Annotated in this window: 24 protein-coding genes and 1 tRNA gene; 13 read left to right on the plus strand and 12 right to left on the minus strand. The window is 44.4% G+C overall.

Annotated elements, in window-relative coordinates:
- Positions 1–258: 258 nt before the first annotated feature.
- From QWZ05_RS03695 to QWZ05_RS03705, 3 genes are all read left to right on the plus strand, one after another.
- The gene (locus QWZ05_RS03695) at positions 259–1425 is read left to right on the plus strand and encodes a glycoside hydrolase family 88 protein (RefSeq protein WP_290296634.1); all 1167 of its coding nucleotides are present in this window, start codon (positions 259–261) and stop codon (positions 1423–1425) included.
- Between the two features lie 92 nt (positions 1426–1517).
- A complete protein-coding gene (locus QWZ05_RS03700; RefSeq protein WP_264876534.1) occupies positions 1518–2108 on the plus strand; it encodes a DJ-1/PfpI family protein in 591 nt (196 codons plus the stop codon).
- Between the two features lie 217 nt (positions 2109–2325).
- Positions 2326–2925: a hypothetical protein gene (locus tag QWZ05_RS03705; RefSeq protein ID WP_264876535.1), complete on the plus strand. Its 600-nt coding sequence runs from the start codon at positions 2326–2328 to the stop codon at positions 2923–2925.
- Positions 2926–3050: 125 nt separating this feature from the next.
- Here QWZ05_RS03705 and QWZ05_RS03710 read toward each other — a convergent pair whose 3' ends face one another.
- From QWZ05_RS03710 to QWZ05_RS03730, 5 genes are all read right to left on the minus strand, one after another.
- The gene (locus QWZ05_RS03710) at positions 3051–4184 is read right to left on the minus strand and encodes a glycoside hydrolase family 88 protein (RefSeq protein ID WP_264876536.1); all 1134 of its coding nucleotides are present in this window, start codon (positions 4182–4184) and stop codon (positions 3051–3053) included.
- A gap of 20 nt (positions 4185–4204) precedes the next feature.
- Complete coding sequence (locus QWZ05_RS03715) at positions 4205–4900, minus strand: sulfite exporter TauE/SafE family protein (RefSeq protein ID WP_373875560.1); 696 nt, start codon at positions 4898–4900, stop codon at positions 4205–4207.
- A 684-nt stretch (positions 4901–5584) separates the two neighbouring features.
- Positions 5585–5899: a hypothetical protein gene (locus QWZ05_RS03720; RefSeq protein WP_264876537.1), complete on the minus strand. Its 315-nt coding sequence runs from the start codon at positions 5897–5899 to the stop codon at positions 5585–5587.
- On the minus strand, positions 5896–7071 hold the full coding sequence (locus QWZ05_RS03725) for a site-specific integrase (RefSeq protein ID WP_264876538.1): 1176 nt from the start codon (positions 7069–7071) through the stop codon (positions 5896–5898). Before QWZ05_RS03725 ends, QWZ05_RS03720 begins: the two co-directional genes overlap by 4 nt.
- Before the next feature lie 10 nt (positions 7072–7081).
- The gene (locus QWZ05_RS03730; RefSeq protein WP_096993182.1) at positions 7082–7294 is read right to left on the minus strand and encodes a hypothetical protein; all 213 of its coding nucleotides are present in this window, start codon (positions 7292–7294) and stop codon (positions 7082–7084) included.
- Positions 7295–7427: 133 nt separating this feature from the next.
- Between QWZ05_RS03730 and QWZ05_RS03735 the strand changes: the two genes are divergently transcribed.
- Entirely contained in the window at positions 7428–7640 is a 213-nt protein-coding gene (locus QWZ05_RS03735; protein ID WP_264876539.1) for a helix-turn-helix domain-containing protein, read from the plus strand.
- A 207-nt stretch (positions 7641–7847) separates the two neighbouring features.
- Here the strand turns inward: QWZ05_RS03735 and QWZ05_RS03740 are convergent.
- Positions 7848–7922: transfer RNA gene (locus tag QWZ05_RS03740), tRNA-Gly, on the minus strand.
- 267 nt (positions 7923–8189) lie between these two features.
- Here QWZ05_RS03740 and QWZ05_RS03745 point away from each other — a divergent pair.
- Complete coding sequence (locus QWZ05_RS03745; RefSeq protein ID WP_264876540.1) at positions 8190–8549, plus strand: glutaredoxin family protein; 360 nt, start codon at positions 8190–8192, stop codon at positions 8547–8549.
- A gap of 69 nt (positions 8550–8618) precedes the next feature.
- On the opposite strand, the gene QWZ05_RS03750 is transcribed toward QWZ05_RS03745, so the two are convergent.
- Both QWZ05_RS03750 and QWZ05_RS03755 read right to left on the minus strand, forming a co-directional pair.
- Positions 8619–9122 (minus strand): hypothetical protein, encoded by a 504-nt coding sequence (locus tag QWZ05_RS03750; protein WP_264876541.1) that lies wholly within the window; start codon positions 9120–9122, stop codon positions 8619–8621.
- 75 nt (positions 9123–9197) lie between these two features.
- A complete protein-coding gene (locus QWZ05_RS03755) occupies positions 9198–11168 on the minus strand; it encodes an alkyl sulfatase dimerization domain-containing protein (RefSeq protein WP_264876542.1) in 1971 nt (656 codons plus the stop codon).
- 143 nt (positions 11169–11311) lie between these two features.
- Between QWZ05_RS03755 and QWZ05_RS03760 the strand changes: the two genes are divergently transcribed.
- Positions 11312–12250 (plus strand): LysR family transcriptional regulator, encoded by a 939-nt coding sequence (locus tag QWZ05_RS03760; protein WP_264876543.1) that lies wholly within the window; start codon positions 11312–11314, stop codon positions 12248–12250.
- Here QWZ05_RS03760 and QWZ05_RS03765 read toward each other — a convergent pair.
- Entirely contained in the window at positions 12247–12987 is a 741-nt protein-coding gene (locus tag QWZ05_RS03765; RefSeq protein WP_264876544.1) for a glutamine amidotransferase-related protein, read from the minus strand. The two genes, QWZ05_RS03760 and QWZ05_RS03765, sit on opposite strands and share 4 nt — an antisense overlap.
- Positions 12988–13127: 140 nt before the next feature.
- Positions 13128–13628 (minus strand): porin family protein, encoded by a 501-nt coding sequence (locus tag QWZ05_RS03770; RefSeq protein ID WP_264876545.1) that lies wholly within the window; start codon positions 13626–13628, stop codon positions 13128–13130.
- A gap of 362 nt (positions 13629–13990) precedes the next feature.
- On the opposite strand from QWZ05_RS03770, the gene QWZ05_RS03775 reads away from it, so the two are divergent.
- The 7 genes from QWZ05_RS03775 to QWZ05_RS03805 all read left to right on the plus strand — a co-directional run bounded on the left by QWZ05_RS03775 (position 13991) and on the right by QWZ05_RS03805 (position 20764).
- Positions 13991–15283 carry an extracellular solute-binding protein gene (locus QWZ05_RS03775; RefSeq protein ID WP_264876546.1) on the plus strand — a complete coding sequence of 431 codons (1293 nt, stop codon included), beginning with the start codon at positions 13991–13993 and terminating at the stop codon, positions 15281–15283.
- 70 nt (positions 15284–15353) lie between these two features.
- Positions 15354–16235, plus strand: coding sequence for an ABC transporter permease subunit (locus QWZ05_RS03780; RefSeq protein ID WP_264876547.1), 882 nt, complete (start codon positions 15354–15356; stop codon positions 16233–16235).
- 38 nt (positions 16236–16273) lie between these two features.
- Positions 16274–17116, plus strand: coding sequence for a sn-glycerol-3-phosphate ABC transporter permease UgpE (gene ugpE / locus QWZ05_RS03785; protein ID WP_164650430.1), 843 nt, complete (start codon positions 16274–16276; stop codon positions 17114–17116).
- Positions 17106–18278 (plus strand): sn-glycerol-3-phosphate ABC transporter ATP-binding protein UgpC, encoded by a 1173-nt coding sequence (gene ugpC / locus QWZ05_RS03790; RefSeq protein WP_373875549.1) that lies wholly within the window; start codon positions 17106–17108, stop codon positions 18276–18278. The genes ugpE and ugpC overlap by 11 nt, the downstream gene beginning before the upstream one ends.
- A 12-nt stretch (positions 18279–18290) precedes the next feature.
- A complete protein-coding gene (locus tag QWZ05_RS03795; protein WP_264876549.1) occupies positions 18291–19076 on the plus strand; it encodes a DeoR/GlpR family DNA-binding transcription regulator in 786 nt (261 codons plus the stop codon).
- Positions 19077–19090: 14 nt separating this feature from the next.
- The gene (locus QWZ05_RS03800; protein WP_264876550.1) at positions 19091–19801 is read left to right on the plus strand and encodes a glycerophosphoryl diester phosphodiesterase; all 711 of its coding nucleotides are present in this window, start codon (positions 19091–19093) and stop codon (positions 19799–19801) included.
- Positions 19802–19918: 117 nt separating this feature from the next.
- Complete coding sequence (locus QWZ05_RS03805) at positions 19919–20764, plus strand: DMT family transporter (protein ID WP_264876551.1); 846 nt, start codon at positions 19919–19921, stop codon at positions 20762–20764.
- Between the two features lie 59 nt (positions 20765–20823).
- On the opposite strand, the gene modA is transcribed toward QWZ05_RS03805, so the two are convergent.
- Positions 20824–21582, minus strand: coding sequence for a molybdate ABC transporter substrate-binding protein (modA, locus tag QWZ05_RS03810; RefSeq protein ID WP_264876552.1), 759 nt, complete (start codon positions 21580–21582; stop codon positions 20824–20826).
- Positions 21583–21698: 116 nt separating this feature from the next.
- Positions 21699–23597, minus strand: coding sequence for a PhoX family protein (locus QWZ05_RS03815; RefSeq protein ID WP_264876553.1), 1899 nt, complete (start codon positions 23595–23597; stop codon positions 21699–21701).
- Positions 23598–23618: the final 21 nt, after the last annotated feature.

The following is a 23618-nucleotide window of genomic DNA, read 5'->3' on the forward strand; positions in this document are numbered from 1 at the left end:
CACCCTTGACACACAAAATAAAATATCGTTTCAGCATCTGAAATCTTTATATCGAGGGAAATTATAAAAACAAAATAGAACATAAACCCGTGAACCAAACCACAATTTATTTTAATTGACAATCTCATAAACCATAACGTGAGCATAACCACAAAACCATAATCAGTATTTATTAAAATAGACATCAGTTAATTAACTTGAGTATATCCTCAGATAATTACCAACACCTTCACAACAAATTGAATTAAGAGAGTAGAAATGGTGACTTGTGAGATTGAAACGCCAAACAATAAAGTGGCGGAAAATAACAATATTGTCGATGATGCGATCAAACGCGTATTAAAGAAAGTTGACCTTATGATGACAGTTTATCATGATGGTTTTCCTGCATCGGCTAGTGAAAACTTGGTCTACCCAAAAATTGAGAATACTCAATGGACTACATGCTTTTGGACAGGATTGTTGTGGTTGGCCTATGAGAACACTAACGATGAAAAATACCGTCTTCTTGGCGAATCGTTAATGGATAAATTTGAAGAGCGACTTGACAAGAAGATCTGTCTTGAAACTCATGATATGGGCTTTTTGTTTACACTTTCTTGCCTTGCTCCATACAAAATTAATGGTAACGAGAAGGCAAAAGAGCTTGCTGTTCGTGCTGCTGAAGTACTCATCAATCGATACCACGACAAAGCACAGGTTATTCAGGCTTGGGGTAACGTCAATGACCCTAACCATAAGGTTCGTATGATCATTGATTGCAACATGAATCTGCCACTGCTTTATTGGGCAACAGATATCACTGGTGATCAAAAGTATAGAAACATCGCACTAAGCCACCTTGCGCGTTCAAATAGCCATATCATTCGTGATGACTACTCTACGCACCATACCTATTTCTTTGATAAAAATGACGGAACCGCTATTGGTGGCAAGACTTTCCAAGGCTATTCAGATGAGTCCACCTGGGCTCGTGGACAAGCTTGGGGAGTTTACGGTTTGGCCCTAAGTTACAAGCATACTGGTGACTACAGTTTGATTGAAATGTCTAAAAAACTTGCAGACTATTTTCTTGATCACCTTCCAGAAGACTTAGTCGCCTATTGGGATTTGACGTTCACAAGTGGGGACGAGCCGCGCGACAGTTCAGCGACCGCAATTTTCCTATGTGGATTGCAGGAGTTACTAAAGCACCTGCCTGTTGGAGATGCTGACCGAGCTCGCTATGAAGCTTTTGTTGATAAAGCCATTGAGAATCTATCTGACTCTTACATCAGCGAAAATGACGATGAGTACGGTGTGTTACTGCATGGTACATACGCAAAGCCTGACGGCAGAGGTATTGATGAGTTCTGCATCTGGGGAGATTACTTCTTCCTTGAAGCTCTAATAAGAAAAAACCGCGATTGGAACACCTACTGGTAAAGATAAGTTAAACCACCCCCAAATTGGTATTTACCAGCTTGCCCATATCATTACTCAGGCAAATGATATGGGCCTTTTTCTAAGGAAATTTTATGAAAACTGCAGCGATACTTCTCTCATCTGGCTACGAAGAAGGCGAAGCCATTAATATCATTGACATACTGCGTCGATTGCAGATAGAAGTGAGTATTTTATCGTGTGAAGATACGTTAAATTTGGGCTCATACCATAATGTCACCATCAAGGCAGATGATTATCTGTCGAACAACCAGAATAAAGTTTATGACGTTCTAATCCTCGTGGGAGGCCCACCAAACACTGACTATTTAGGAACGCATAAACCCACTAAAGAAATGATAGGAAACCACTTAAAATCAGGATCTTACATAGCCGCTATCTGCTCATCAGCTGCAAAAATACTTGCAAAAAATAACTTTCTCAAAACACACCAATATGTATGCTGTGGTGAGTTTTACAAGAACTACGAGGATGGGGTTTACATTGACCGCCCTATCGTCATTGATGGACCGTTTATAACGGGTAAAGACTACGGATACACCATCGATTTTGCATTTGCTATTGCTCATCTGCTGCTCGGTGATCAGCGAACACGGTCTCCAGAAATAAATGATATCGACTGGGTAGCAAAACACATAAACTATCGCAGATATAAAGATTACTAATTAATTGATATTAACTGGATAGTATTGATTCTGGCCCATACTATCCAGCGCCTGTAAAGTCATCATCGACATTTGTAATTTGATACGTCATATTTTGCCCTCCCTACTGAAAACTCGCAATTATTGCCACAAAACAAGTTAAAATTAAACACTGCACAATAAAGCCAAATAGCATATTTTATTAATTGAATTAGGCAATATATAGGACCCATATTGTATGAACCGTTCTTTTATTATTTTAACCTTTGCCTTTTTGAGCATAACTCTTGTTTATAGCGTTCGTGCTAAGACTCAAGAAATTAATACCAACTCCATAAATAAAAGCTATCAAGCGGATTATAATTATTCATCACTAAATACAAAATCTATTGATTTAAATTTAGAGCTTGATGCACTCAACAATGCATATATTGAGAGCGATATGCTTTCCTATCTAGACGTAGCACAACACCTAATTAACGACTTCATTAGAAAAAACCCTCCAAATGATGAGTCAACTTACGTGGTGAGTTTTGATACGCTTACGAGTATAGTAACGACCGTGGCATTAATAGAAGACGCTAGTGACCATTCTAATGGCTTCATACTAGCAGCTAGAGGATGGTTAAAAGAGTACCTGAATTTTACTTTGCCACTGAGAGATCAAACTGCCTCAGATTCCGTTCAGCCGCAATACGTTCAAGCCCAAGGGTTACTGATGGAGCTGAATCACTCTGTTGATTTTCACTATGACCAAGATCTATCTACCAGAAAAATTGCGGAACGGAATCCTGACCGGATAAATCCTGAGGTTTATTCAAGTTCAATCAGGTTGTAACGCATTCAATCATTTCACGCTTACTCGGAAGCACTACACCTGTGTTAGCACTCATCCATTTTGTGAAATGATAAGCGTTGAAATCGGCTCAAATTTCAACGCTTATCACAGCGTTAAGAAAACTATTACAGTGATTCTAGCTTATTTTTCAGCCTGTATAGCCCTTCAACAAAGTAGTAGTCTCCGTAAATCAAAGAGCAGTCAATCCCAAGTCCTTTCGGGTAGTTAAAAGTACCGCCAACCAAAATTCCTTGGTTGCTGCTATCTCCGTATGTGCCGTAGTGTTTGTAGAGACTTTCTAGAATGTCACTAGCGGCCTTCAAATAGCGCTGGCGTAACTCTTCCGTCGGAGCTAAATCTGATAGTAAAACCAGTCCACTAGCAGCACATGCCCCAGCAGAGGTATCTCTTGGCGTCGCTTCATCTCTTGGCGCTCTGAAATCCCAATACGGTACAGAGTCCTCATCAAGGTGTTCGATAAAGAAATCTGCTGTCTTCATCGCTGCTTTGAGGTAGCGTTCCTCTTTGGTATGTTGATAGCTCATTGCAAAACCATGAACAGCCCATGAGGCGCCTCGGCTCCACGCTGAGTCCTCATCGTAACCTTGACCGCCATGGTATTGTTTTACATTTCCTGATAAGTAATCAAACTCAACCATGTGTCTTACTGAGCCATCAGGGCGGATAAACTCCTTCAACACGGTATCAGCGTGAGCCATTGCAATAAGTTTAAATCGAGGGGCATCGAGTTGCTCTGCTGCCCAATATAAGATAGGCAAGTTCATCATGCTATCAATGATACTAAGACCCCTTGGATCAGCATCATTAACATCATTTTTATTCCAAGCAGTCAGGAATCGACCATTGATATTAAAACGGCTGGCTAGATGACTTGCTGCTCTTAGGGCTCGAGTTCTAGATTGCTCATTCCCCAACAGCTCATACTGCTTTATTGATGTAAGTTGCCACATAAAGCCCACGTCGTGATGAATATTAACATATTCATCTAATGCCTCATCCATGGTCTCTTCACGCTGTATCGCGATATCTTTGAAAGGAGCGTAGTCTTCTTTCTCATGCAATAACCACAATAAACCAGGCCAGAATCCGACTACCCAGCCCCAAAGTCTGTCGCTATCCGTGTAGATACCATCTGCTGTCATTGTCGGGAAACGTGCGGAGATGTTTTCACTTGTAAGCTTTACCTTGTCAAACGTATCGCTCCACGCTTGCTCAACCCATTGTAGATTATCTTTCATTCTTTACCCTTATCGATAATTTATATTATTTTTAGTCCAGAGTAGACCGCTCCCAGCCCAGCAACAACACATAACGCGAGTGAGAGGTTGCGCACCAGTTTTTGAGAAATACGTGGCAAAACCGCGATCGCTAATTTATGGCCAGCATAGCCAGCGGGTATCAGCGGCAAAGCCAATAACACATGCTTAATGCTCATGTATCCAATGGGGATCTGAATCATCAAAGACAAAGATGAGCTCATTAAGAAGAACCCTGCCAGATTGGCACGGATCTGATTAACATTCTGATGTTGAAGTAACAATGCCATCGGCGGCCCGCCAATACCTGAACTTGTCCCCAGGAATCCAGAAAAGAAACCTGCCAGCATTAAGCGCCTCGGTGTGACATCAACTTTAAATGGCAACAAGCTGGCACCAACCGCGATAAGTACGGTAGAGCCCAGCAATACTGACAGTTGAGCTACATCGATAAAGTAGAGAATAGCAGCCCCTACACAACTTCCTGGCAGCAAACCAATCGTGCTTTTTTTTAGGCCATTTAAAGAGATTTGCGTGCGATATTTAAACGTGTTGATGGAGGCAATGAACAAACCAACGATGATGATGGGGCCGGGAATGTAATCTGGTGAAATGTACAGCAAAAGAGGTGAGGCAACGATTGCCATACCAAAGCCTGTGGCAGTTTGAATGAATGCTCCTATGAAGATCAGGAACATAGCTAGTAATATAGTAACATCTATCAATTTTGAAACCTTGCCGTCTTTAGTAACTCACACTTTGCGTGCCAGCACTATACGCCCTGTGGAAACGTCACGTCAAATTTTATAAACCCTCGTTTTATAAAATAACTTCTTGTATTGATGTATGACAAATATTTGCTTTTTGCCCATAGATGACTGATTGTTTGAACATGTTTAATACAAATATAGTCACATATGACTCACAAAAATCAATTGTTGCCATTTCGTGCTAATAACTTGCCCTTTCAATCGCTAAACTAATTTGTCTTTCAATGAAACTCATGACCCACAGGACATCTCTTTTTGAGCGCTGACGCTGACATTGATAGAGAACTTCCACGATACCGTTCGATACCATGTCAAGAAACACATCTTCCCCCCAATACTGATGAGGCAAAATCAACCCTGCAAATACAAAACCCGCAAGCATTTATAGCTTGAATTGCAAATCAATAAGCTATTGATATTTAGTTTTGTTCTAACAGACACCAAAGTCAGCGTGATGTCAATAAACGTGAACTAAGTCTATATTTTCTGTCGAATCTGTTGAGTTACAAGCTAAAGTTGGGATTTATCTACCCTTGGTTTCGATGTATCACTTAAAGGCAAATAAGCTAGTCCGTGACTAGCTTAGGAATGAAGGTTTGAACCATGTATACACTAATTTCTTGCTCTTTCAATCGCAAAGTCAATCTGCCGCTCTACAAAGCAGAGAATCCACTGTGCGTCTCTCTTTGAACGATGATTCCTGCATTGGTACAACACCTCAATCACACTATTTGCAACCATGTTTAAAAACATATCTTCGCGCCAATGCTGGTAAGGTAGCATGTAGGTTCGACTTTTCAGCAACAGATATATATCTTCTTTCGACTGCTTGATATCCTCTGCTGTCATATCATCAAAATACTGGCTTTGAATCACATCAAAGCAAAGGCTGGTGCAATGCACCGCTAACGGTGAATATCGCATCATTTACCTCCTGTATTTAAGAAAGCCGCAAACGCGCTGCCATCTCGGCGAGTTAAGTTAGGCACATAACGAGAATACACACGAAACAGCATAGTGGTCGTGGTGTGACCCATTTGATTCGCTATCCATTCTGGAGATTCACCTGCCGCCAAAAGTAACGTTGCGAAGGTATGGCGGGTTTGATACGGATTACGTCGTTTTAACCCTGCTCTTTCAATAGTCGGATACCAAACGGAACGAGCAACTACAGCGTAATTGAGGTGACGATTTTGAGCATTAGTAAACACATATTTCAGTTTTTTATCGGCGCTAACACAATGCTTTTGAAGGGCTTCCACCACCCTATCTGTAAGCTGAATCACACGATATGAACCATCGGTTTTGAGCCCTTTTAACCGGCCACGCACAATACTTTGACTAACCGTAATGGTTTTGTTCTCTAGATCCACGTCTTCCCACATCAATCCATCCACTTCACCTGTTCTCATACCGGTAAAAAAGCGTGTAACGTAATAGGCGTAGTACTCCTCATCAACATGTTTGAGGAATCGCTCCACTTCCTCTAATGAGAATGGATCAACTTCCGTGCGACCTACTTTTAAGGCTTTGATATTCTTCCAGGCTGGGGTAAAGTCATAACGATCAGCGGCTTCATTAAGAATCATTCTAAGCGGTGTCATTATGTGATTTATTCGTGATGGACTTAAGAATTGTGCATTTCGTCCCGGCACTTTGGCGAGGAAGGAGCGAAACTGCATGATTTGAGCCTTATTGATGGCACTGATTCTTTTGCTGCCGAATGTCGGTAATAAGTATTTGTTCAATATACCCTCAACATCCACTAGGTGACTGTGACTCCACTCGATCTTCATTTCAGCTAACCATATCTCAGCAAATTCCTGAAACCTTGGTGACTCTGGCGCTTCAAAGTAACTTTTTGCCGTTTCCTCTCTTCGTTTTACCTCAGCGAAACGCTTTGCCATAGAGCTTTTTGGAAAGTAAGCGGAATAGTCAAAGGTATCGAGTACAATTTCCGCCTCTATCCTTTTGAGTAAGCGCTCCAAGCGGTTTCGATTGGGCTTATTATCAGGCAGTTGCGTTTGTTCTCGGCAACGCTGACCACGATAGCGAAACTGAAGAACAAGCTTGCCATTTCGAACGTTCAATACCCCCATATTGTGCCCCTTACAAACCAGTGATTAATGATTGCATCGAAACACCGCTAAGCATTTCCTCTTCTACTCGTTCCCAAATAAAGAGTATTTTTCTACCACCGAATGGACGGATGTAATGTACTCCTTCAAACAGTACACTGTCCTTCAACTGCTCTCTAATCACTCTTTCGTCATACTTGATTCGCTTTGAGAGCTCTGACGTTGTCAAATAGGTATTATCCATCGTACAATCTCCTACTGAACTAAATATCTTTCAAAAGAGCCTAATACTCTCCTGTAGAACAAAATGTATCATAAGAATTCTCTTTTGCAAGCATTTTTAATCTACAGGAGATCATTTTTTACAGGAGAAGACCATGCTGAAGTGCCACTTATCGAAAATCATGGGTGAGAGAAAGCTTAAAATTTCCGATGTATCACGCGATACGGGGATCAATAGGGGCACTATTACGCGTTTGTATAATGAAACAGCAACCCGTGTAGAGTTAGAAGTGATTGATACACTATGTGGCTACTTTGATATCACTGTTGCAGAGTTATTCGAACGGATACCTCAAAACAACAATTAGAAAAAGTAATGATGAGCTGACGACTATTACGCTTCAGCACATTTAACGTCACCTAATACCCTTAACCAGTGGTGGACACCAAATTGGCCACCATTTGGACACCGACATACAAGGCAACGTCTAGTTCTTGGGTTTCAGGCATGAGAAAAAAACGCAATAAAGCGTTTATTTTTAATAGTTTAGCTTGATTTTATAACAGATAAGAATTGGAGCGTGCAGCGGGAATCGAACCCGCATCATCAGCTTGGAAGGCTGAGGTAATAGCCATTATACGATGCACGCACATCGTTGGAACGAGGTTTAATATGCCACACCTGTGAGAAAAGAAAAGCACTAAATTGGCCGAATTGAACTGACTGCGTATCTTTTGGGCATTTTGAGGGTTTATTGTGCTAGGCTCTTGTTCTCATTAGAAATTAGTGAGAGATAGCTCTCATTTTTAGTTCCTCTCATGCTAGCTCTTCATTCTTCTTAACAAATTGACTCCCCAACCAATTTCAGTCAGCATTGAGTCTCATTATCAAAATAACAAGCTCAACACAGGTTACCATGAAATTTATTCGAATCATTTTAGGCAAATTGATTTTGCTACTGAACTTTATCTTTCGCCCAAGTGGTGTCAAACGTGCACCAGACGCACAGCAAGCTGCTGATGAAAAGGCCAAGGATCTCACGCTATACCAATTTGAAGCGTGCCCATTTTGTGTCAAGGTTCGACGTGAAATGAAGCGTCAGTCGATCAACCTTGCATTGAAAGACGCTAAAAACGATGAAGTCGCGCGTCAAGAATTACTCGAAGGCGGTGGTCGAGTCAAAGTACCTTGCCTTAAGATAACTAAACACGGTGAAGAGACTTGGATGTATGAGTCATCCGATATTGTGGCCTATTTGCAAAAAGAGTTCGCTTAATCGCTGATTGGTACTAACTCAAACTGATAGCAGAGTGCGTAATGTACCGGCGTTTTTTAAGGTACTCTGCTATTCATTCTCATGAAAATCAAATAGTTGATTAAACCATTCATCCAACTGTTGTTTTTTGCTTTCTGGGCCGTTAACACGCACAAGATCTCGCTCATTCGCTTGCTGCCACGTAATCAAGCCAGACGCCAAAGCATCTAATATATCTAGCTCGGTAACGACCAATAAGTCATCTTCCCCTGGAAATTCATTCATCCCCGTCACCAATACTGATTCATTGACAATAACTTCGCTGTAGTGCCCTTTCACTGCCTCGAAAATGGCAAAATCAAGCTTGTTATCACTCGGCTCGGCCAATGCACTTCTGAGCGAATACAGTCGGAAATGATCAGGCTTGCCCGCATTATTAAACTCATTTGACTGCCTCACATCTATCACACGTGCAAACACATCCAAAGAGCCCTCTTCTATGACCATATTAAACCCGGTGCTTTGGTGTAACCCACACGCCCATGCAGTAAAGGAACTCACCAATAATACAGCTAAACCTAGTTGTCTAAACATCTGAATCCTCAAAGATAAAAGGGACCGATTTGGTCCCTTCATTCATTTCCTTTAGAGCCTTATCAATGTTCGTTGTTAGCGCACAATCAACATAATCTCTTCAGGAGACATTGGCTTGTCAAAGTAGCTCATGAACTGGCCAAAGGCTTGAATGTTGCCGTTAGCAAACGCAAACTCACCACTTTGTAGCTTCGCACCAATCGTTTGTTGCGCAGCTGGGCCAGCAATCAAGATGTCGTTCAGTGTCGCGCGAGTTGTGCTGATCTGAACATCAGCGCCCTCAAGTGCAGATTCGTGCAGCTGAGCAATACCGTTACGAATTTCAATTGTGAAAGACTCGTTGGTATCAGTGAAGTTGTAGGTCATCGCCATGTTCACATCGAGCGTATTCTCAGCGATCAACGTTGACGTCATCATATCGAAGATTTGCGCACTTGGTAGCGCAGTTAGCACGTCGACTGATGCAAAGCTGATCATGTTAGAAAAGTCACGCGTACCCTCAAGCTCAGCCGCTGCATTCAAGCCCCAGTTACGCCAGTTGATGTTCACCTGATCTGCCGCCCATGCTTTATAAGCTTGTGCTTTTAGCTTGCGCGCTTCCATATCATCGTTATCAACGGTAATTGGGTATGACAGAATCTCTGCGGCAAACGTGTAGTTTTCTGCTTCAATAGCTGATTTTGCAGTTTCGAGGATGTTGTCACGACCGCCCATCAGCTCAACAAACGCTTTAGCACGCTGGTCGTAAGCCATCGGCTCTAGTTGCCACGGGTCACCTTCAAAGAAACCGTTATAACCTACGTAGATTTGACGTACCGCATGTGCCACTGTGCCGTAGTGCTCACCTAACCACGGGTGCTCAGCTAAGTGTGAAGGCAGTTTAACTACTTCCACTAGCTCATCTGGCGTTAGACCTTTGTTCATGTAACGAATCGTTTGGTCATGCGTGTATTGAATCGCATCACGGTAAGCCGTTAGAACGTGTGATACTGCTTCTTTACCCTCTACTGGACGACCGTGAGAGTTGATCATCACCTCAGTATCAAACTGACGCATTACGTCGATACCTTTGAACCAAACTGAAGGGTCGCGGAATTTTGTACCACGAATGGTGTGCAAGTTCGGGAAGTTTTCACCCTGCAGCACTTCTGCCGCATGCAGAACTTTTTGCTCTGGTAAGTAAACCACCAGCTCATCCGCTGTTTCAGAAGGTACGTGCACAATCTCCAGTTTCACACCGGCAATCGTAACGTCTAGACGATCATCAAACTCTAGGTTAGGTTCGATGAATGAAATGTCACCTTGCATGAAACGCGGGCCTAAGCCGTCATTAACCGTACCGAACTCACCCTCAGGAACATGCTTAGCACCGGTGTATGATGTGCGGTGACCAAAGAGAGTGCCTAGGTTTGAAGACCAGTTTGCAACCGCAGCTGTTAGCGTTTCTTGCGCGATGATTTTCACTTCGCCAGATGCTACTTGCTCATCAGTTGCCCACGCACGAACACCTGCGATGTGGTCAATGTGGTTGTGTGTGTAAATGATTGCCTTGACAGGCTTATCAGTGATGGCACGGAACTGCTCTTTCGCAGACTGAGCCATCTGTACCGACTCACCTGGATCGATCACGATAATCCCGTCATCACCTTCGATCATAACAGGAGTATCAAGGCCAAAGCCGTAAGCCATGAAAATGTTATCGTCGACTTGAAGAACCGCTTGATCCATCTTGCGACCGTGCTTTGTTAGGCTTGGGTGAACATGCTCTGATTCTTCAATATATGCGAGAGTATCGCCAGTCTTAGACAAGACTTTGATTCGCTCGCCCTTACCCCACATTAGGTTTGAAGGGTGCTCGATCAACACTCCATCGTTGTAACGCGCCATCATATCAACATCTTGATACTGTGCCGCGCTGCTTGTTCTGAGTTCATGACCCGCTGCTGATGTTGCCTCAACAACCGGAGTTGAAGACGTGCAACCCACAGTAAACAGAATACCTGCAATCGCTGCAGGTAATGCCATTTTCTTGAATGAATTTGTCATTATCTAAAGACCTTTGTCTCAAAGTTATTGTGTTTTCCACCATACTAATTAGATAAAAGGCTACCATCTACGATGGTTTACGATTTCAATTCATCGTATTTACGATATTATATTATTCAGTGATTACAGACTCAAGGTCCTCAATGAACAACGAAATTCCAAACTATAACCTACTTGTTATCCTTGCCGCTGTGATTGAACAAGGCAGTTTGAGCAAAGCGGCCGAGCACCTCAATACCAATCAATCCACCGTCAGTACGGCTATGAGTCGGTTATCAAAACAGCTGGGGCAAGAGTTGTATCAACGTAAGGGACGTACGATTGAGCCAACAAGCTATGCGATGAGTTTATACAAGCAGATCAAAGCTCCTATCGCTCAACTAAACAACGTATTTCAATCGTTTGGGGACTTTAACGCTGAAAATGCCCAGCGCCAGTTTGTGATTTCTGCACCTGAACATTTGCAATGGATTGTGATGCATGAATTCAAACGTATTGCACCAAAAGGCATTACACTCGAAGTGTATGAACACCCTTTTAGCGAAGAAGAGATGTATAACGACCTTCTCTCGCAAAAGTTTGATTTATTAATCGATATCTTACCTTCCAAACAGCCTAACGTGATCAGTAAGAAACTTATGGAGAATCGTTTTGTTGTCGTTTGCAGTCGAGCTCACCCGAGAATACAAGAGACATTGTCAGAAGCACAGTTTATTGATGAACAACACGCATTACTGGAAAGAAAGCGTGATAGCCAGTATAGCCTGAGTCGCTACACCGATATCGATTTATCAAAACGAAAAGTGGCTTATCACGGCAGAACATTATTTAGTAACTTAATGCTCTGTAGCCAAACTGACTATTTAACCGTGGTGCCTCTCTCGTTAGCACTGCAATTTCAGGAAAGATTGCAGCTACAGATATTTGAGCCACCATTCGATCACACACCAATCAGTACGCATTTAACATGGGCTAAGAAGCTAGATAACGACCCTGCTCATCAATGGCTTAGAGAAAAAATGTTCATCATTTCTGAACAGGTTCAAGGTTATCTCAACGACTATAACCGGCAAACGCGCTAGATCGCCTGTTGCATTTGCTCTATCTCTTTATCATGCTTTGCCATCTCAAAGAAACTGTCTATCCAGTGAAGAAGCAGAGCTGAATCCTGTGGCTTTCTCACCTCTTTGAGCGCTGACCAATAATGGTTTTCAGTAACGAGAGGTTTGAATTTGTGCACGACCGCTTCGGTAAACTCAGCACTAAATTCTGGATGACCTTGCACCGTCATGATGTGGTTGTCTTTTACCAGCATAAAGTTGGGGCAAAAATCATTTTTAGCCACGACTTTCATCCCTGATGGGGCAATGGTGACCTGGTCTTGATGACTAACAAGTAATCTGGCACTGTCCACACCCAGCTTCATCCAACGCTTTTGGGCACAGATTTGCACTTCATAACTGCCAAGCCCCCACCCTTTGTTTGAGCGCTCTACTTTCCCGCCTAATGCTCGAGCAATAAGCTGATGACCAAAACAGATCCCTACCAGCGGCTTTCTTTGAGCCTCGCAGCGAATGATCCACTCCATTAAGTTGGTAATCCACGGTTCGTTGTCATAGGCATTATCGACACTGCCAGTCAGAACATAACCAAAACAGACATCCAGGTTAGGTAGCACTCCGGCTTTTGCATCGTAGTTTACAAACTCGATGGTATCGTTGATGGCATGCAAGTTTGTGGTGATCATGTCCACGTATTGCCCATCTATATCCACCAATGATGGATCAACATAACCGCAAGTAATTATCCCTATCTTCATAGACAGTGCTCTCCCTAATGACTATTTTTTCATTATAGACCCAATACTTAGCTTCAATTAAAAAATGTTAGATTCAGCACAAACAACAAAGGCGCACCGAAGTACGCCTTTATGTTCAACCGTTACAGACTTAATCTAGGTTAGAAGTGATAGTGAGCATTAAACGTCAAACTTGACGCACGTGTTGACTCATTCATCACTTCCATACCGAAAGATTGTAAGCTGGCACCAATACTTAGCTGCCTCATCAAAAACAGGTCAGCGCCAACGCCCAGAACCAAACCCATACCGGACTGGCTGCCAGATTCCCACGTATTGTCTCTCGACAATGACGCATCGTAGTAATTAAGCCCTGCTTTAGCGTGCAGCTCGAAACGACCAATAGGGTACGTTGGTTTAGCAGCAACATACCAAGATGAGGCATCGACATCACCATTAAACGCATTCACTTCGCTGTGCTCGATATATCCCGCTTCGGCCGAAAGATAAGGGTGAAAGCGGAAACTGCCATTGATTCCTTTTGCAGTGCTGCTGCTCGATTCGATATCACCAATACCAATTTGAGCACCTAAGTTATAAGGCGAAAACGCATTAGCGGATAATGACACCAACATAAATGCAAACAGGCTAATTTTATTCATTGTGTTCCTGTAAAAACTCTCCAACTGAAAACGCCGAGATAATGAATGATATCGCATGGTGTTTCAAATAAGATTTACATTTCATATCAATTTATCTCTCAATTAAACCAATTGATGGCTACTATTTACATTCTGCCGAGCCCAGCCTCATTTATTGGGCTAAGTTAGACACACACGCTTCGCTCTATTCGTTTTTCATCATGTTCCACATTCAATCGAAACCTTCGCGCCATAAAACCTTCACTTTTCTGACACTTTGCACTCACCTAAGTGAAACACAATGCGAAGAAAATAACTTCGTACGAAACAAACGAACTCTCGTTAGAAACCTCTCTTATTGAGAACAATAAAAGGAAAGAACAATGAACAAGCTAATGCTAGCAGGACTGCTATCAGCGACTGTTTCAGGTGTAGCGACAGCACAAACCGAAATTACATTTTGGCATGCTATGGGTGGTCAACTTGGCGACACAGTGAACCAGATCGCAAGCGACTTCAATGCTTCACAAGGCGACTACAAAATCACTCCTATCTATAAAGGTGAGTACACAGAAACACTGACAGCGGGTATCGCAGCATTCCGTGCTGGCGAAGCACCAAACATTCTCCAAGTCTTCGATGCTGGTGCTGCGACTATCATGAATGCACCAGGTGTGGCTAAACCTGTACAAGATATCTTGGTTGATTCGGGCTACTCATTCAGCTCAGACAACTACCTAGCGGGTGTTCGTAACTTCTACGCTGACAACGAAGGCAAGATGATTGGCATGCCATTCAACAGCTCTACGCCAGTGCTTTACTTCAACAAAGACATCCTAGATGAAGTAGGTGTTGAAGTACCTTCTACTTACGAAGAGCTCGAAGTGGCTGCAGCTAAATTAAAAGCAGCTGGTCATGCAACCTTCTCTCAATCACTTTCAGCTTGGATCTTCTTCGAAAACTTCAAGTCTCGTCACAACTTACCATTGGCTGATAAACAAAATGGTTATGATGGTCTTCCAACTAAGATCATGTTCAACACAGAAGACATGCAAATGCACGTCTCTAAGCTAAAAGATTGGTCTGACAAAGGTTACTACAAGTACTACGGTAGCGACTGGGACGCAAACCAAACCCCATTCGAGCGTCAAGAAGTGGCAATGTGGATGGGTTCATCAGGTTCATTCGGTGGCCTACGTAACCGCGTAGATTTCGAAATGGGTACGACTTACCTACCTTACTGGGAATCAGTAGCGGAAGAAGGTAGCCACACGTTCATCGGTGGTGCTGCACTGTTTGCTCTAAGTGGCCACGATAAGAAACAAGACGATGCTGTTGCAGCCTTCTTTGCTTACCTAACTCAGCCAGACACACAAATGCAGTGGCACAAAGATACTGGCTACGTTCCAGTAACTAACGCAGCATACGACCTAACTAAAGAGTCTGGCTACTACCAAGAAGCACCAGATGCTGAAGTGGGTGTTCTACAGCTAAGCCTTCCTGAAGGTGAGTGGACGAAAGGTTACCGCCTAGGCTTCTACCCACAAATCCGCGAAGTGATGCACCGTGAGTTCGACAACATCTTCGCTGGTCGCTCTTCTGTTGAAGAGAGCCTAGAGAAGGTAGACGTTGAGTCATCTCGCCTACTACAGCGTTTCGCTCGTACAGTTAAGTAATTCAATTACTTAAGCCAGCCCTCACCTCGGTGAGGGCTTTAGTGTTTGTTTTTCACGTTTGGAAGTTATTGTGAATCGTCGACAACAATTCAGCCACAGCCCGTTGGCTTACCTGCTCTTGGCTCCGCAAATCGCCATCATTGCAGTATTCTTTATTTATCCAGCGGCTCAAGCCGTCTATTTGTCATTTATGCTCGAAGACCCATGGGGTATGTCCTCTACCTTCGTTGGTCTAGAGAACTACCAGATTCTATTTGAGTCGCGAGATTATCGAGACTCTGTGATCTTTACCGTGCTTTTCGCCTTTACGGTATCGCTGCTGTCTTTAAGCTTAGCTCTGCTGTTAGCCGTTAAAGCCGACAGTGTTTTGCATGGCCAAGGCCCTTATAAAGTGACCCTAACTTGGGTTTACGCGGTTGCACCAGCGGTCGCCGGTATTATGGGTGCGTTTCTGTTTAACCCCCACTTCGGCACGCTCACCGAGCTTTTCTCAAAGATTGGTTGGAACTTTAGTTTCCAAACCGACCCAGTTGATGCGACGTTAGCCCTTATCATCGTTTCCGTTTGGAAGCAGGTGTCCGTCAACTTCATTTACTTCTTAGCGGGTTTACAGTCGATTTCATACGCAGTGCGCGAAGCCGCAATGCTAGATTGTGTTTCAGACCGCAAGCGTTTCTGGACGATTACTTTCCCACTCCTCGCCCCTACTGGCTTTTTCTTGTTGGTGATTAACCTGACATACGCCTTCTTCGATACGTTTGGCGTCATCGATACCATGACAGGTGGCGGCCCAGGTGGCAATACAACCTCTTTGGTTTACAAGGTTTACCGAGATGGTTTTGTTGGTGCAGACCTAGGTGGCAGCTCAGCCCAGTCTGTTGTTCTTCTGCTGTTGGTATTAAGCCTGACCTATCTGCAGTTCCGCTTTATTGAAAAGCGCGTTCACTACTGATTATTCACTAAGAATACGAGTGAAAACGAGGAGTTACTATGAAAACCAATAAAATCTCTGATCATATTATTCTGATCCTTGGCGCGCTGTTTATGCTTGCGCCGATCTGGCTTATCTTTGCCAGTTCAACCCACCATCCAAATACTATCCTGACCGACGGTTTACAGATGACGATGGGTGATAACCTAGTCGGTATCTATTCCGAAGCTTGGAATAACAGCCTTGGGTTCTCTGACGCAGTGACGGCAAAGTCGATGATCATGAACTCGATGATCATGGGTCTCGGCTTCGCCATCGGCAAAATTTTAATAGCGATAGTCGCAGCTTATGCGCTGGTCTATTTCCGCTTACCTTATGCGACGGCATGGTTCTGGCTGATTTTCGTTACCCTACTGTTGCCTCTAGAAGTTCGCATTATTCCGTCTTATGAAATTGTCGCTAAGATGGGTATGCTTAACAGCTATTCAGGGCTTATCTTTCCACTGATTGCTTCTGCGACCGCAACCTTCTTCTTCCGCCAGTTCTTTAAAACCATTCCAGATGAACTGATGGAAGCGGCTCAGTTAGACAATGCGGGCCCGATTCGTTTCTTAGTCGATATCGTTCTGCCACTTTCAAAAACCATGATGGCAGCGATTTTTATCATTATGTTCGTCGATGGTTGGAACCAATACTTGTGGCCAATCATGATGACGACCGATGAGAGCTACAACACGATTGTTATGGGCATCAAGCAGATACTAAACAACATCAGTGAATCTAGCCTACCTCGCTACGACTATGCCTTTGCCATGGTCATTCTCGCAATGCTTCCACCTATTTTAGTGGTCGTTATCTTCCAACGTTGGTTTGTTAAAGGACTCGTAGAAAGTGAAAAATAATCAGCAACAACCTCATTCATCTCAAGTAGTTAATATGCAAAACCCATCATTGGAGACAAGTATGCTTACCCTAAAAAGCTTGGTAAAAACGTACGAAAATGGCCATCAAGCAGTAAAAGGTGTCGACCTCGATATCAAAAAGGGCGAGTTCTTAGTGTTAGTTGGTCCTTCTGGTTGCGGAAAGTCTTCCATTCTTCGCTCTATTGCGGGTCTTGAGAGTATTTCGAGTGGCGAAATTCATCTCGGCGGACGCCGCGTTGATACTGAAAAACCTGCTCTACGTGATATTGCGATGGTGTTCCAAAACTACGCGCTATACCCGCATATGACCGTGTATGACAACTTAGCCTATGGTCTGAAAAACCGCGGTGTTGATAAAGCCACTATCAAACAAAAAATTGAGCAAGTTGCAAAGACCCTCAAGATTGAAGAGTATTTAGATCGTAAACCTTCTAAGCTATCAGGCGGCCAACGCCAGCGTGTGGCGATGGGCCGTGCAATAGTTCGCTCACCGCAACTGTTCCTTTTTGATGAGCCACTGTCTAACCTTGATGCTGCTCTTCGCGCGCACATGCGCCTTGAAATCAAAAAGCTACAACGAGAGCTAGGCGTGACTAGTGTTTACGTCACACACGACCAAGTAGAAGCCATGACACTAGCGGATCGCATTGTGGTGTTGAACGGCGGTGAAATTGAGCAAGTAGGGACACCTTCTGAGGTGTATCATAAGCCTGCAAGTCGTTTCGTGGCCAGCTTCATCGGCAGTCCTGCGATGAACTTCTTACCTGCAAAACTTGAACGTGGCGCTCTGACAGTAGGCACACACACACTATTTTTGCCTGAATATGCGCATCTCTCTTTAGACAACTTAAGCGTGGGTGTTCGCCCTGAAAATGCGTGCCTTGAGCGCGAAGACTGCACTCAGCTTGAGCTGGATATGGGTATTACTGTGGTTGAACCTCTCGGTCCAAACCAACTGGTTCACGGCAAAGTCCATGGCGAACCGTTTATTGCTGTGACACCAGAGATCGAGATTGATGCGTCAAAAGTGATCCCGTTTCATGTCAGCATCGACAACCTGCACCTGTTTGATGAACAAGGCAAACGTCTAGAACCGAGTTTAGACGCTCCCCTTGCTGAAGCTGATAAAGCCATTGCGTAATAAGGACTCTCTGTGAATTTATCTCCAAGACAGAAAGAGATTCTTCATTTCCTAGGCGAAACCAATGGAGTGCTATCGAGCACTCTATTGTCTGAACGCTTTGCGGTCTCGGTGCAAACCATTCGTAAAGATATGAATGATCTCAGCGACAAAGGCATGGTTCGTCGAGTGCATGGAGGGATCACACTGCCAACAGCCAACGACAACCTCTCCTTCTCCAATCGAGAAGTGGTGAACTTGCCTGCAAAGCAGTCGATTGCCAGTCGCATTGTGGAAGAGCTACCTGAGGGAACGAGTATTTTTCTCGGGATCGGTACCACACCGAAACAAGTCGCTCATGCGTTATTGGATCACCCCGGTTTGACAGTAGTCACCAACAACATTAACGCCGCTAGCATCCTCAGTCGCAACCCAAATCTGAGCGTGCACCTCGCTGGAGGACAAGTTCGTTCATCCGATGAAGACACTGTGGGCGAAACCGCAACCAATTTCTATCGCCGCTTTTATATCAAAATCGGTATTTTTGGTGTTGGCGGGTTAACTGAAGATGGACAACTGCTCGACTTTACACCCGAAGAGGCGGATCTATCGCGTGCCATTATCGAGCAAAGTACCCAAAGCTGGCTTGTTGCGGATAAAACTAAACTAGGTCGCTACGCCCCGATAGTCAGTGGTAAACTTGGGGAAATAAATACGCTGTTTATTGATGAGTCTTCGCCAGAGATCCAACGCTTGTGTAAGGTCAATCAAGTAGAGTTAATTGAAGCCAACGCCCCTCTTGCGGCTATCAATTCGTAGAAGGAATTTGCATTATGTCACCGATTATTGTCGGCCACCGTGGTGTTGCAGGGCACTACCCTGAAAACACACAAGTCAGCATTCAGGCCGCTATCGATTTAGGTTTAAAGTGGGTTGAGATTGATGTTCAACCAACAAAAGACAACATCTTGGTTGTATGCCATGACCATACCATCAATCGCTGCAGTAATGGTCGAGGCCGAGTTGACGCCTACACCCTTGAAGAGCTACGCCAGTTCGACTTTGGCGGCTGGTTTGCGCCACAGTTCCAAGGTGAACCTATCTTTACCTTACAAGAGTTACTTGAGCTCGCTGCAGCCAATAACGTTGGTCTAAACATTGAGGTAAAAGTCGATAATCACGATGTCGCCGAAGTCGCGAGTCAATTAAAACAACAACTGGATAAGAGCCCGTTAACTCAAGATAAAATTATCCTATCCAGCTTTAGTCACGACATCATGCGCCAACTCCACCAGCATTGCCCCGGCTATAAACTTGGCGTGCTCAGTGAGCGTTTACGTAAAAAAGACTGGATTTTACTTGAAGAGATTGGTGCCTTTAGTTGCCATTTAAACTTCCGTTGGACAGCGAAGCGACATGTAGAAAAGCTGCATCAAGCGGGCTATCAAGTGTGGTGTTATACCGTGAATAACCCTCGCAAGCTCAAACACCTCAATAACCTTGATGCTGTGTTTAGTGATTTCCCGAGTCGGTTTTTTCGCTAACGTTTTATGAGCCCAGATTTCATTTCTGGGCTTTTTCTATAACTAACAACAATAGTATCTAAGGACTACCCCGGTTTTGAGTTAAACTACAACGACTTACACTACTCTCATTAAGTTATGCCTATATTTGCTCACATTGCCGTTGTTATGTTCGCCTTTGCAGCTAACTCGCTTCTCTGCCGTATGGCATTGGCTAACGAACTCATTGACCCAGCGAGCTTTACACTCCTTCGAATCGTCTCTGGTGCGATAACGCTAATATTGGTGAGTCAGAGAGTGGCTACGCCTCATAGTCAGCTTTTCTCTTTAAGTCGAAACGCTATCGTTTCTAGCCTAAGCCTTTTCGGCTACGCCACGTTATTTTCATTCGCTTACGTCTCCCTTTCGACTGGAACGGGCGCATTGCTGCTGTTTGGTATGGTGCAACTTTCACTTATTACGTGGTCGCTTATTAAAGGCCATCGTTTTAACGGGCGTGAGGTCATTAGTGTTGGTTTATCACTGATTGGTTTTGTGGTGTTGATGCTGCCCTCTGCTGAGCAACCTTCACTAATTAGCGGCGTGATGATGGCACTCTCTGGACTATGCTGGGCTATATTCACCCTTATTGGTAAGAAGCAGCAATCTGGTTTGTATGCCATCACTCAAGGGTTTTCCGGTGCAATGCTGTTGAGTGTGTTACTGCTCCCGTTTGCTTTTGTCTACGCAGACCTTTCGTTGCATGGCGTGATATTGGCGGTGATTTCTGGCGCACTCACATCGGGCTTGGGCTACTACCTTTGGTATCAAGTGTTACCGAAAATATCGACACTAAACGCCTCGATTGCACAGCTTAGTGTGCCTGTCATTTCGATGGTTATGGGAAGTTTAATGCTTGATGAGACAATTTCCGTCAGAACAGCGATTCTATCAATGATGATTTTGTTAGGGATCACCATTACGTTTCTGAGCAGAAAAGAGTGAACCTTCTGTGCTTGTCAGATAAGCCTTGATTGACGATGCTTGCTCACGCAGCGGTTCGACTACTCAACCAAAAAACCGTACGAGCGAAACAGCTGCTTAGACTCTTCCGTTTCCAGATAATCATAGAAATCTTGAGCTGTTTTACTTTGGCTTTTGCCGGTCACAATCGCGACTGGATACTCAATGGCGTCATGTGATGACGAAGGAAATGTGCTGATGACTTCAACCTTGTCTGACACCATCGCATCCGTTCGATACACCACCCCTGCTCTCGCTTCACCACGCTCAACCCACAACAGTGCCGAGCGTACGTTATTCGCTCGCGCTAACACTGGCATCAATGATTGCCACATCCCCAATGCTTCTAGCGCTTGCTGGGTATAAATTCCTACTGGTACATGTTTCGGGTCGCCTACCGCTAAGCGAGTGCCTTGCAGTAATTTAAGAATATCGGATGCCGAAGTAAAGTTGACTTGGGGGATAGGCTCACTGCTAGGAACCACCATCACCAGCTCATTGCGAACTAAAGGGGCAACCGAGTCTGGCTCAACCGCATTTTGTTCGACTAAATAGTCCATCCAGCGCGTATTGGCAGAAATAAACAGATCAGCGGGGGCACCTTGGGCAATTTGGCGAGCCAGAACAGACGAAGACGCATAAGAGCGTTTAATCTTAATCCCGTTCTCTCGTTCATATCGCTGAGCAATCTCATCCAGCGCATCAGTCATTGAAGCGGCAGCAAACACCGTAATATTTTCAGTAGCGTTAACACTCAGTGAAACAAGAAGCGACAAACAAGTAAACAATCTAGATAACATACCAACACGCTTTGATTAGCAAAATTCACGCGTATGTTAGCACGGCTTCGCACGGTATAAAAAAGCCCTGAATAATCAGAGCTAATCTCAGTCACAATAGAGTCAATGGTGAGCGTCTAAGCGCCGATAACGCCACCGTCCTCTTTTGTGATCATCAATACTGATGAGCGAGGAACACTGGTCCCGCCATCAGGGAAGTGCGATGGTGCTAAGTCTTCTCCTGGGTGCTGAACACCCACAAACATGGTCTTGTAGTCTGGTGAGAAGGTTAAGCCAGTGATCTCACAAGCGACTGGGCCAGTTAAGAAACGGCGAACTTCACCACTTTCTGGGTCGCTACACAGCATCTGGTTATTGCCCATGCCAGCAAAATCGCCTTTATTGGAGTATTTACCATCCGTTTGAATCCACAAACGACCAAAACGATCAAAACCAATACCATCCGGGCTGTTAAACATATTGTCAGCATTAATATTATCACTGCCCGCCATCAAACCCGACTCATGCACTTCTGGGTTGCCGGCCATCACAAAAATGTCCCACTCAAACGCTGAGGCAGTATGATCGCCGCCTGTGGGTTGCCAACGCACAATGTGTCCATACGGGTTTTTCGCTCTAGGATTGGCGGCATTAAGTGGCTGAGACTCTTTTACACCACGGTTTTTGTTGTTTGTTAGGGTCACAAACACGGAGTGCTGTTCAGGGTGAATCGCTACCCACTCCGGACGATCCATCGTCGTTGCCCCCACTTGTGTTGCCGCAAGGCGAGCAAAGACCATAACAGAAGCAGCATCAGGGAAACCGTTTTCTGGCGTTAAACCATTTTTACCCCACGTCAGCTCTAGCCACTCTCCTTTGCCTTTCAATTCGCCTTCTGTGCCGGTGAACTTGGCGACATAAAGCGTACCCTCTTCTAACAGGTCGCGGTTCGCGTCACTACCTGGCTGATACTCGTTTTTTGAAACAAACTTGTAGAGATGCTCACCACGCTCATCATCGCCTAAATACACCACAACATGACCACTCTTATCCACCATCAAAGCGGCATTCTCATGCTTAAATCGCCCAAGTGCGGTGCGCTTTTTCGGTGTGGAAGCGGGATTCATTGGGTCAATTTCCACCACCCAACCGTGACGGTGCGGTTCATTGGGCTCTTTACCCATATCAAAACGATCATCATGCTTAAACCAGTCATAACCGCGATCTTTGTTACCTAAACCATATCGGGCATAAGTATCGCCAAGCTCAGTACCTTTGGTATTGGCAAAGTAGCCGTTAAAGTTCTCTTCACACGTGAGGTAAGTGCCCCAAGGCGTTTCACCATTTGCGCAGTTATTGAACGTACCCAGCACTTTCTTGCCAGAGCTATCTTTTGCAGTTTTTAACAGGTCATGCCCTGCTGCTGGCCCAGAGGTTTCCATCTCGGTATAAGCCGTAATGCGTCGGTTCAATCTTCCTTCTGGATTCACCATCCATTGGCCCTGTTTTTTCACCAACTCAACAACCGATACCCCATGAGCTGCCTGCCCTTTCAGCGCATCATCAGCAGAAATAGTCTTGCCTTGGTGCGGGTATAGATATTCGTTGTTGGTGTATTCATTGTTCACCGCCAATACCGCACGTTCGTCACTGATAGGGAAGAATGTCATGCCGTCGTTGTTGTCACCGAACTGCATCGCTTGCGCCTTAGCATCGTTCGCCTGATCAAACGCTGGTGCACCTTTGATGACCGCATCACCCCAAGAGATCAACACATCCGCTTTATATCCCTTCGGCACTTTCACCGTATCGTCTGTTGAAATAGGGATTCCTTCAAAGCCTAACAACGCAGAAGGCGTTGCTACAGTGCTCGCAATCGCCTGACTGATTGGGCTGGCAGCGAAGAAGCCCACCGTGCTTGCGGCACCAGTGGCTTTCAAAAAGCCTCGACGTGACAATGCCGCGTCTATATAGCGGTTAAACTCAGGCTCTTCTTGAAGTGGACGTTGGTCGGTGTGGTCATCATAAGTGCTCATAGTGCTTCCTTTTACTTTGGC

This window comes from Vibrio agarivorans, from assembly GCF_030409635.1.
GTDB lineage: Bacteria > Pseudomonadota > Gammaproteobacteria > Enterobacterales > Vibrionaceae > Vibrio > Vibrio agarivorans.

Bases quoted from the DNA above. Each gene is read 5' to 3' on its own strand.
- QWZ05_RS03695 (WP_290296634.1), top strand. From the start codon at position 259: ATGGTGACTTGTGAGATTGAAACGCCAAACAATAAAGTGGCGGAAAAT.
- QWZ05_RS03700 (WP_264876534.1), top strand. From the start codon at position 1,518: ATGAAAACTGCAGCGATACTTCTCTCATCTGGCTACGAAGAAGGCGAA.
- QWZ05_RS03705 (WP_264876535.1), top strand. From the start codon at position 2,326: ATGAACCGTTCTTTTATTATTTTAACCTTTGCCTTTTTGAGCATAACT.
- QWZ05_RS03710 (WP_264876536.1), bottom strand. From the start codon at position 4,184: ATGAAAGATAATCTACAATGGGTTGAGCAAGCGTGGAGCGATACGTTT.
- QWZ05_RS03715 (WP_373875560.1), bottom strand. From the start codon at position 4,900: ATGTTCCTGATCTTCATAGGAGCATTCATTCAAACTGCCACAGGCTTT.
- QWZ05_RS03720 (WP_264876537.1), bottom strand. From the start codon at position 5,899: ATGATGCGATATTCACCGTTAGCGGTGCATTGCACCAGCCTTTGCTTT.
- QWZ05_RS03725 (WP_264876538.1), bottom strand. From the start codon at position 7,071: ATGGGGGTATTGAACGTTCGAAATGGCAAGCTTGTTCTTCAGTTTCGC.
- QWZ05_RS03730 (WP_096993182.1), bottom strand. From the start codon at position 7,294: ATGGATAATACCTATTTGACAACGTCAGAGCTCTCAAAGCGAATCAAG.
- QWZ05_RS03735 (WP_264876539.1), top strand. From the start codon at position 7,428: ATGCTGAAGTGCCACTTATCGAAAATCATGGGTGAGAGAAAGCTTAAA.
- QWZ05_RS03745 (WP_264876540.1), top strand. From the start codon at position 8,190: ATGAAATTTATTCGAATCATTTTAGGCAAATTGATTTTGCTACTGAAC.
- QWZ05_RS03750 (WP_264876541.1), bottom strand. From the start codon at position 9,122: ATGTTTAGACAACTAGGTTTAGCTGTATTATTGGTGAGTTCCTTTACT.
- QWZ05_RS03755 (WP_264876542.1), bottom strand. From the start codon at position 11,168: ATGACAAATTCATTCAAGAAAATGGCATTACCTGCAGCGATTGCAGGT.
- QWZ05_RS03760 (WP_264876543.1), top strand. From the start codon at position 11,312: ATGAACAACGAAATTCCAAACTATAACCTACTTGTTATCCTTGCCGCT.
- QWZ05_RS03765 (WP_264876544.1), bottom strand. From the start codon at position 12,987: ATGAAGATAGGGATAATTACTTGCGGTTATGTTGATCCATCATTGGTG.
- QWZ05_RS03770 (WP_264876545.1), bottom strand. From the start codon at position 13,628: ATGAATAAAATTAGCCTGTTTGCATTTATGTTGGTGTCATTATCCGCT.
- QWZ05_RS03775 (WP_264876546.1), top strand. From the start codon at position 13,991: ATGAACAAGCTAATGCTAGCAGGACTGCTATCAGCGACTGTTTCAGGT.
- ugpE (WP_164650430.1), top strand. From the start codon at position 16,274: ATGAAAACCAATAAAATCTCTGATCATATTATTCTGATCCTTGGCGCG.
- QWZ05_RS03800 (WP_264876550.1), top strand. From the start codon at position 19,091: ATGTCACCGATTATTGTCGGCCACCGTGGTGTTGCAGGGCACTACCCT.
- QWZ05_RS03805 (WP_264876551.1), top strand. From the start codon at position 19,919: ATGCCTATATTTGCTCACATTGCCGTTGTTATGTTCGCCTTTGCAGCT.
- modA (WP_264876552.1), bottom strand. From the start codon at position 21,582: ATGTTATCTAGATTGTTTACTTGTTTGTCGCTTCTTGTTTCACTGAGT.
- QWZ05_RS03815 (WP_264876553.1), bottom strand. From the start codon at position 23,597: ATGAGCACTTATGATGACCACACCGACCAACGTCCACTTCAAGAAGAG.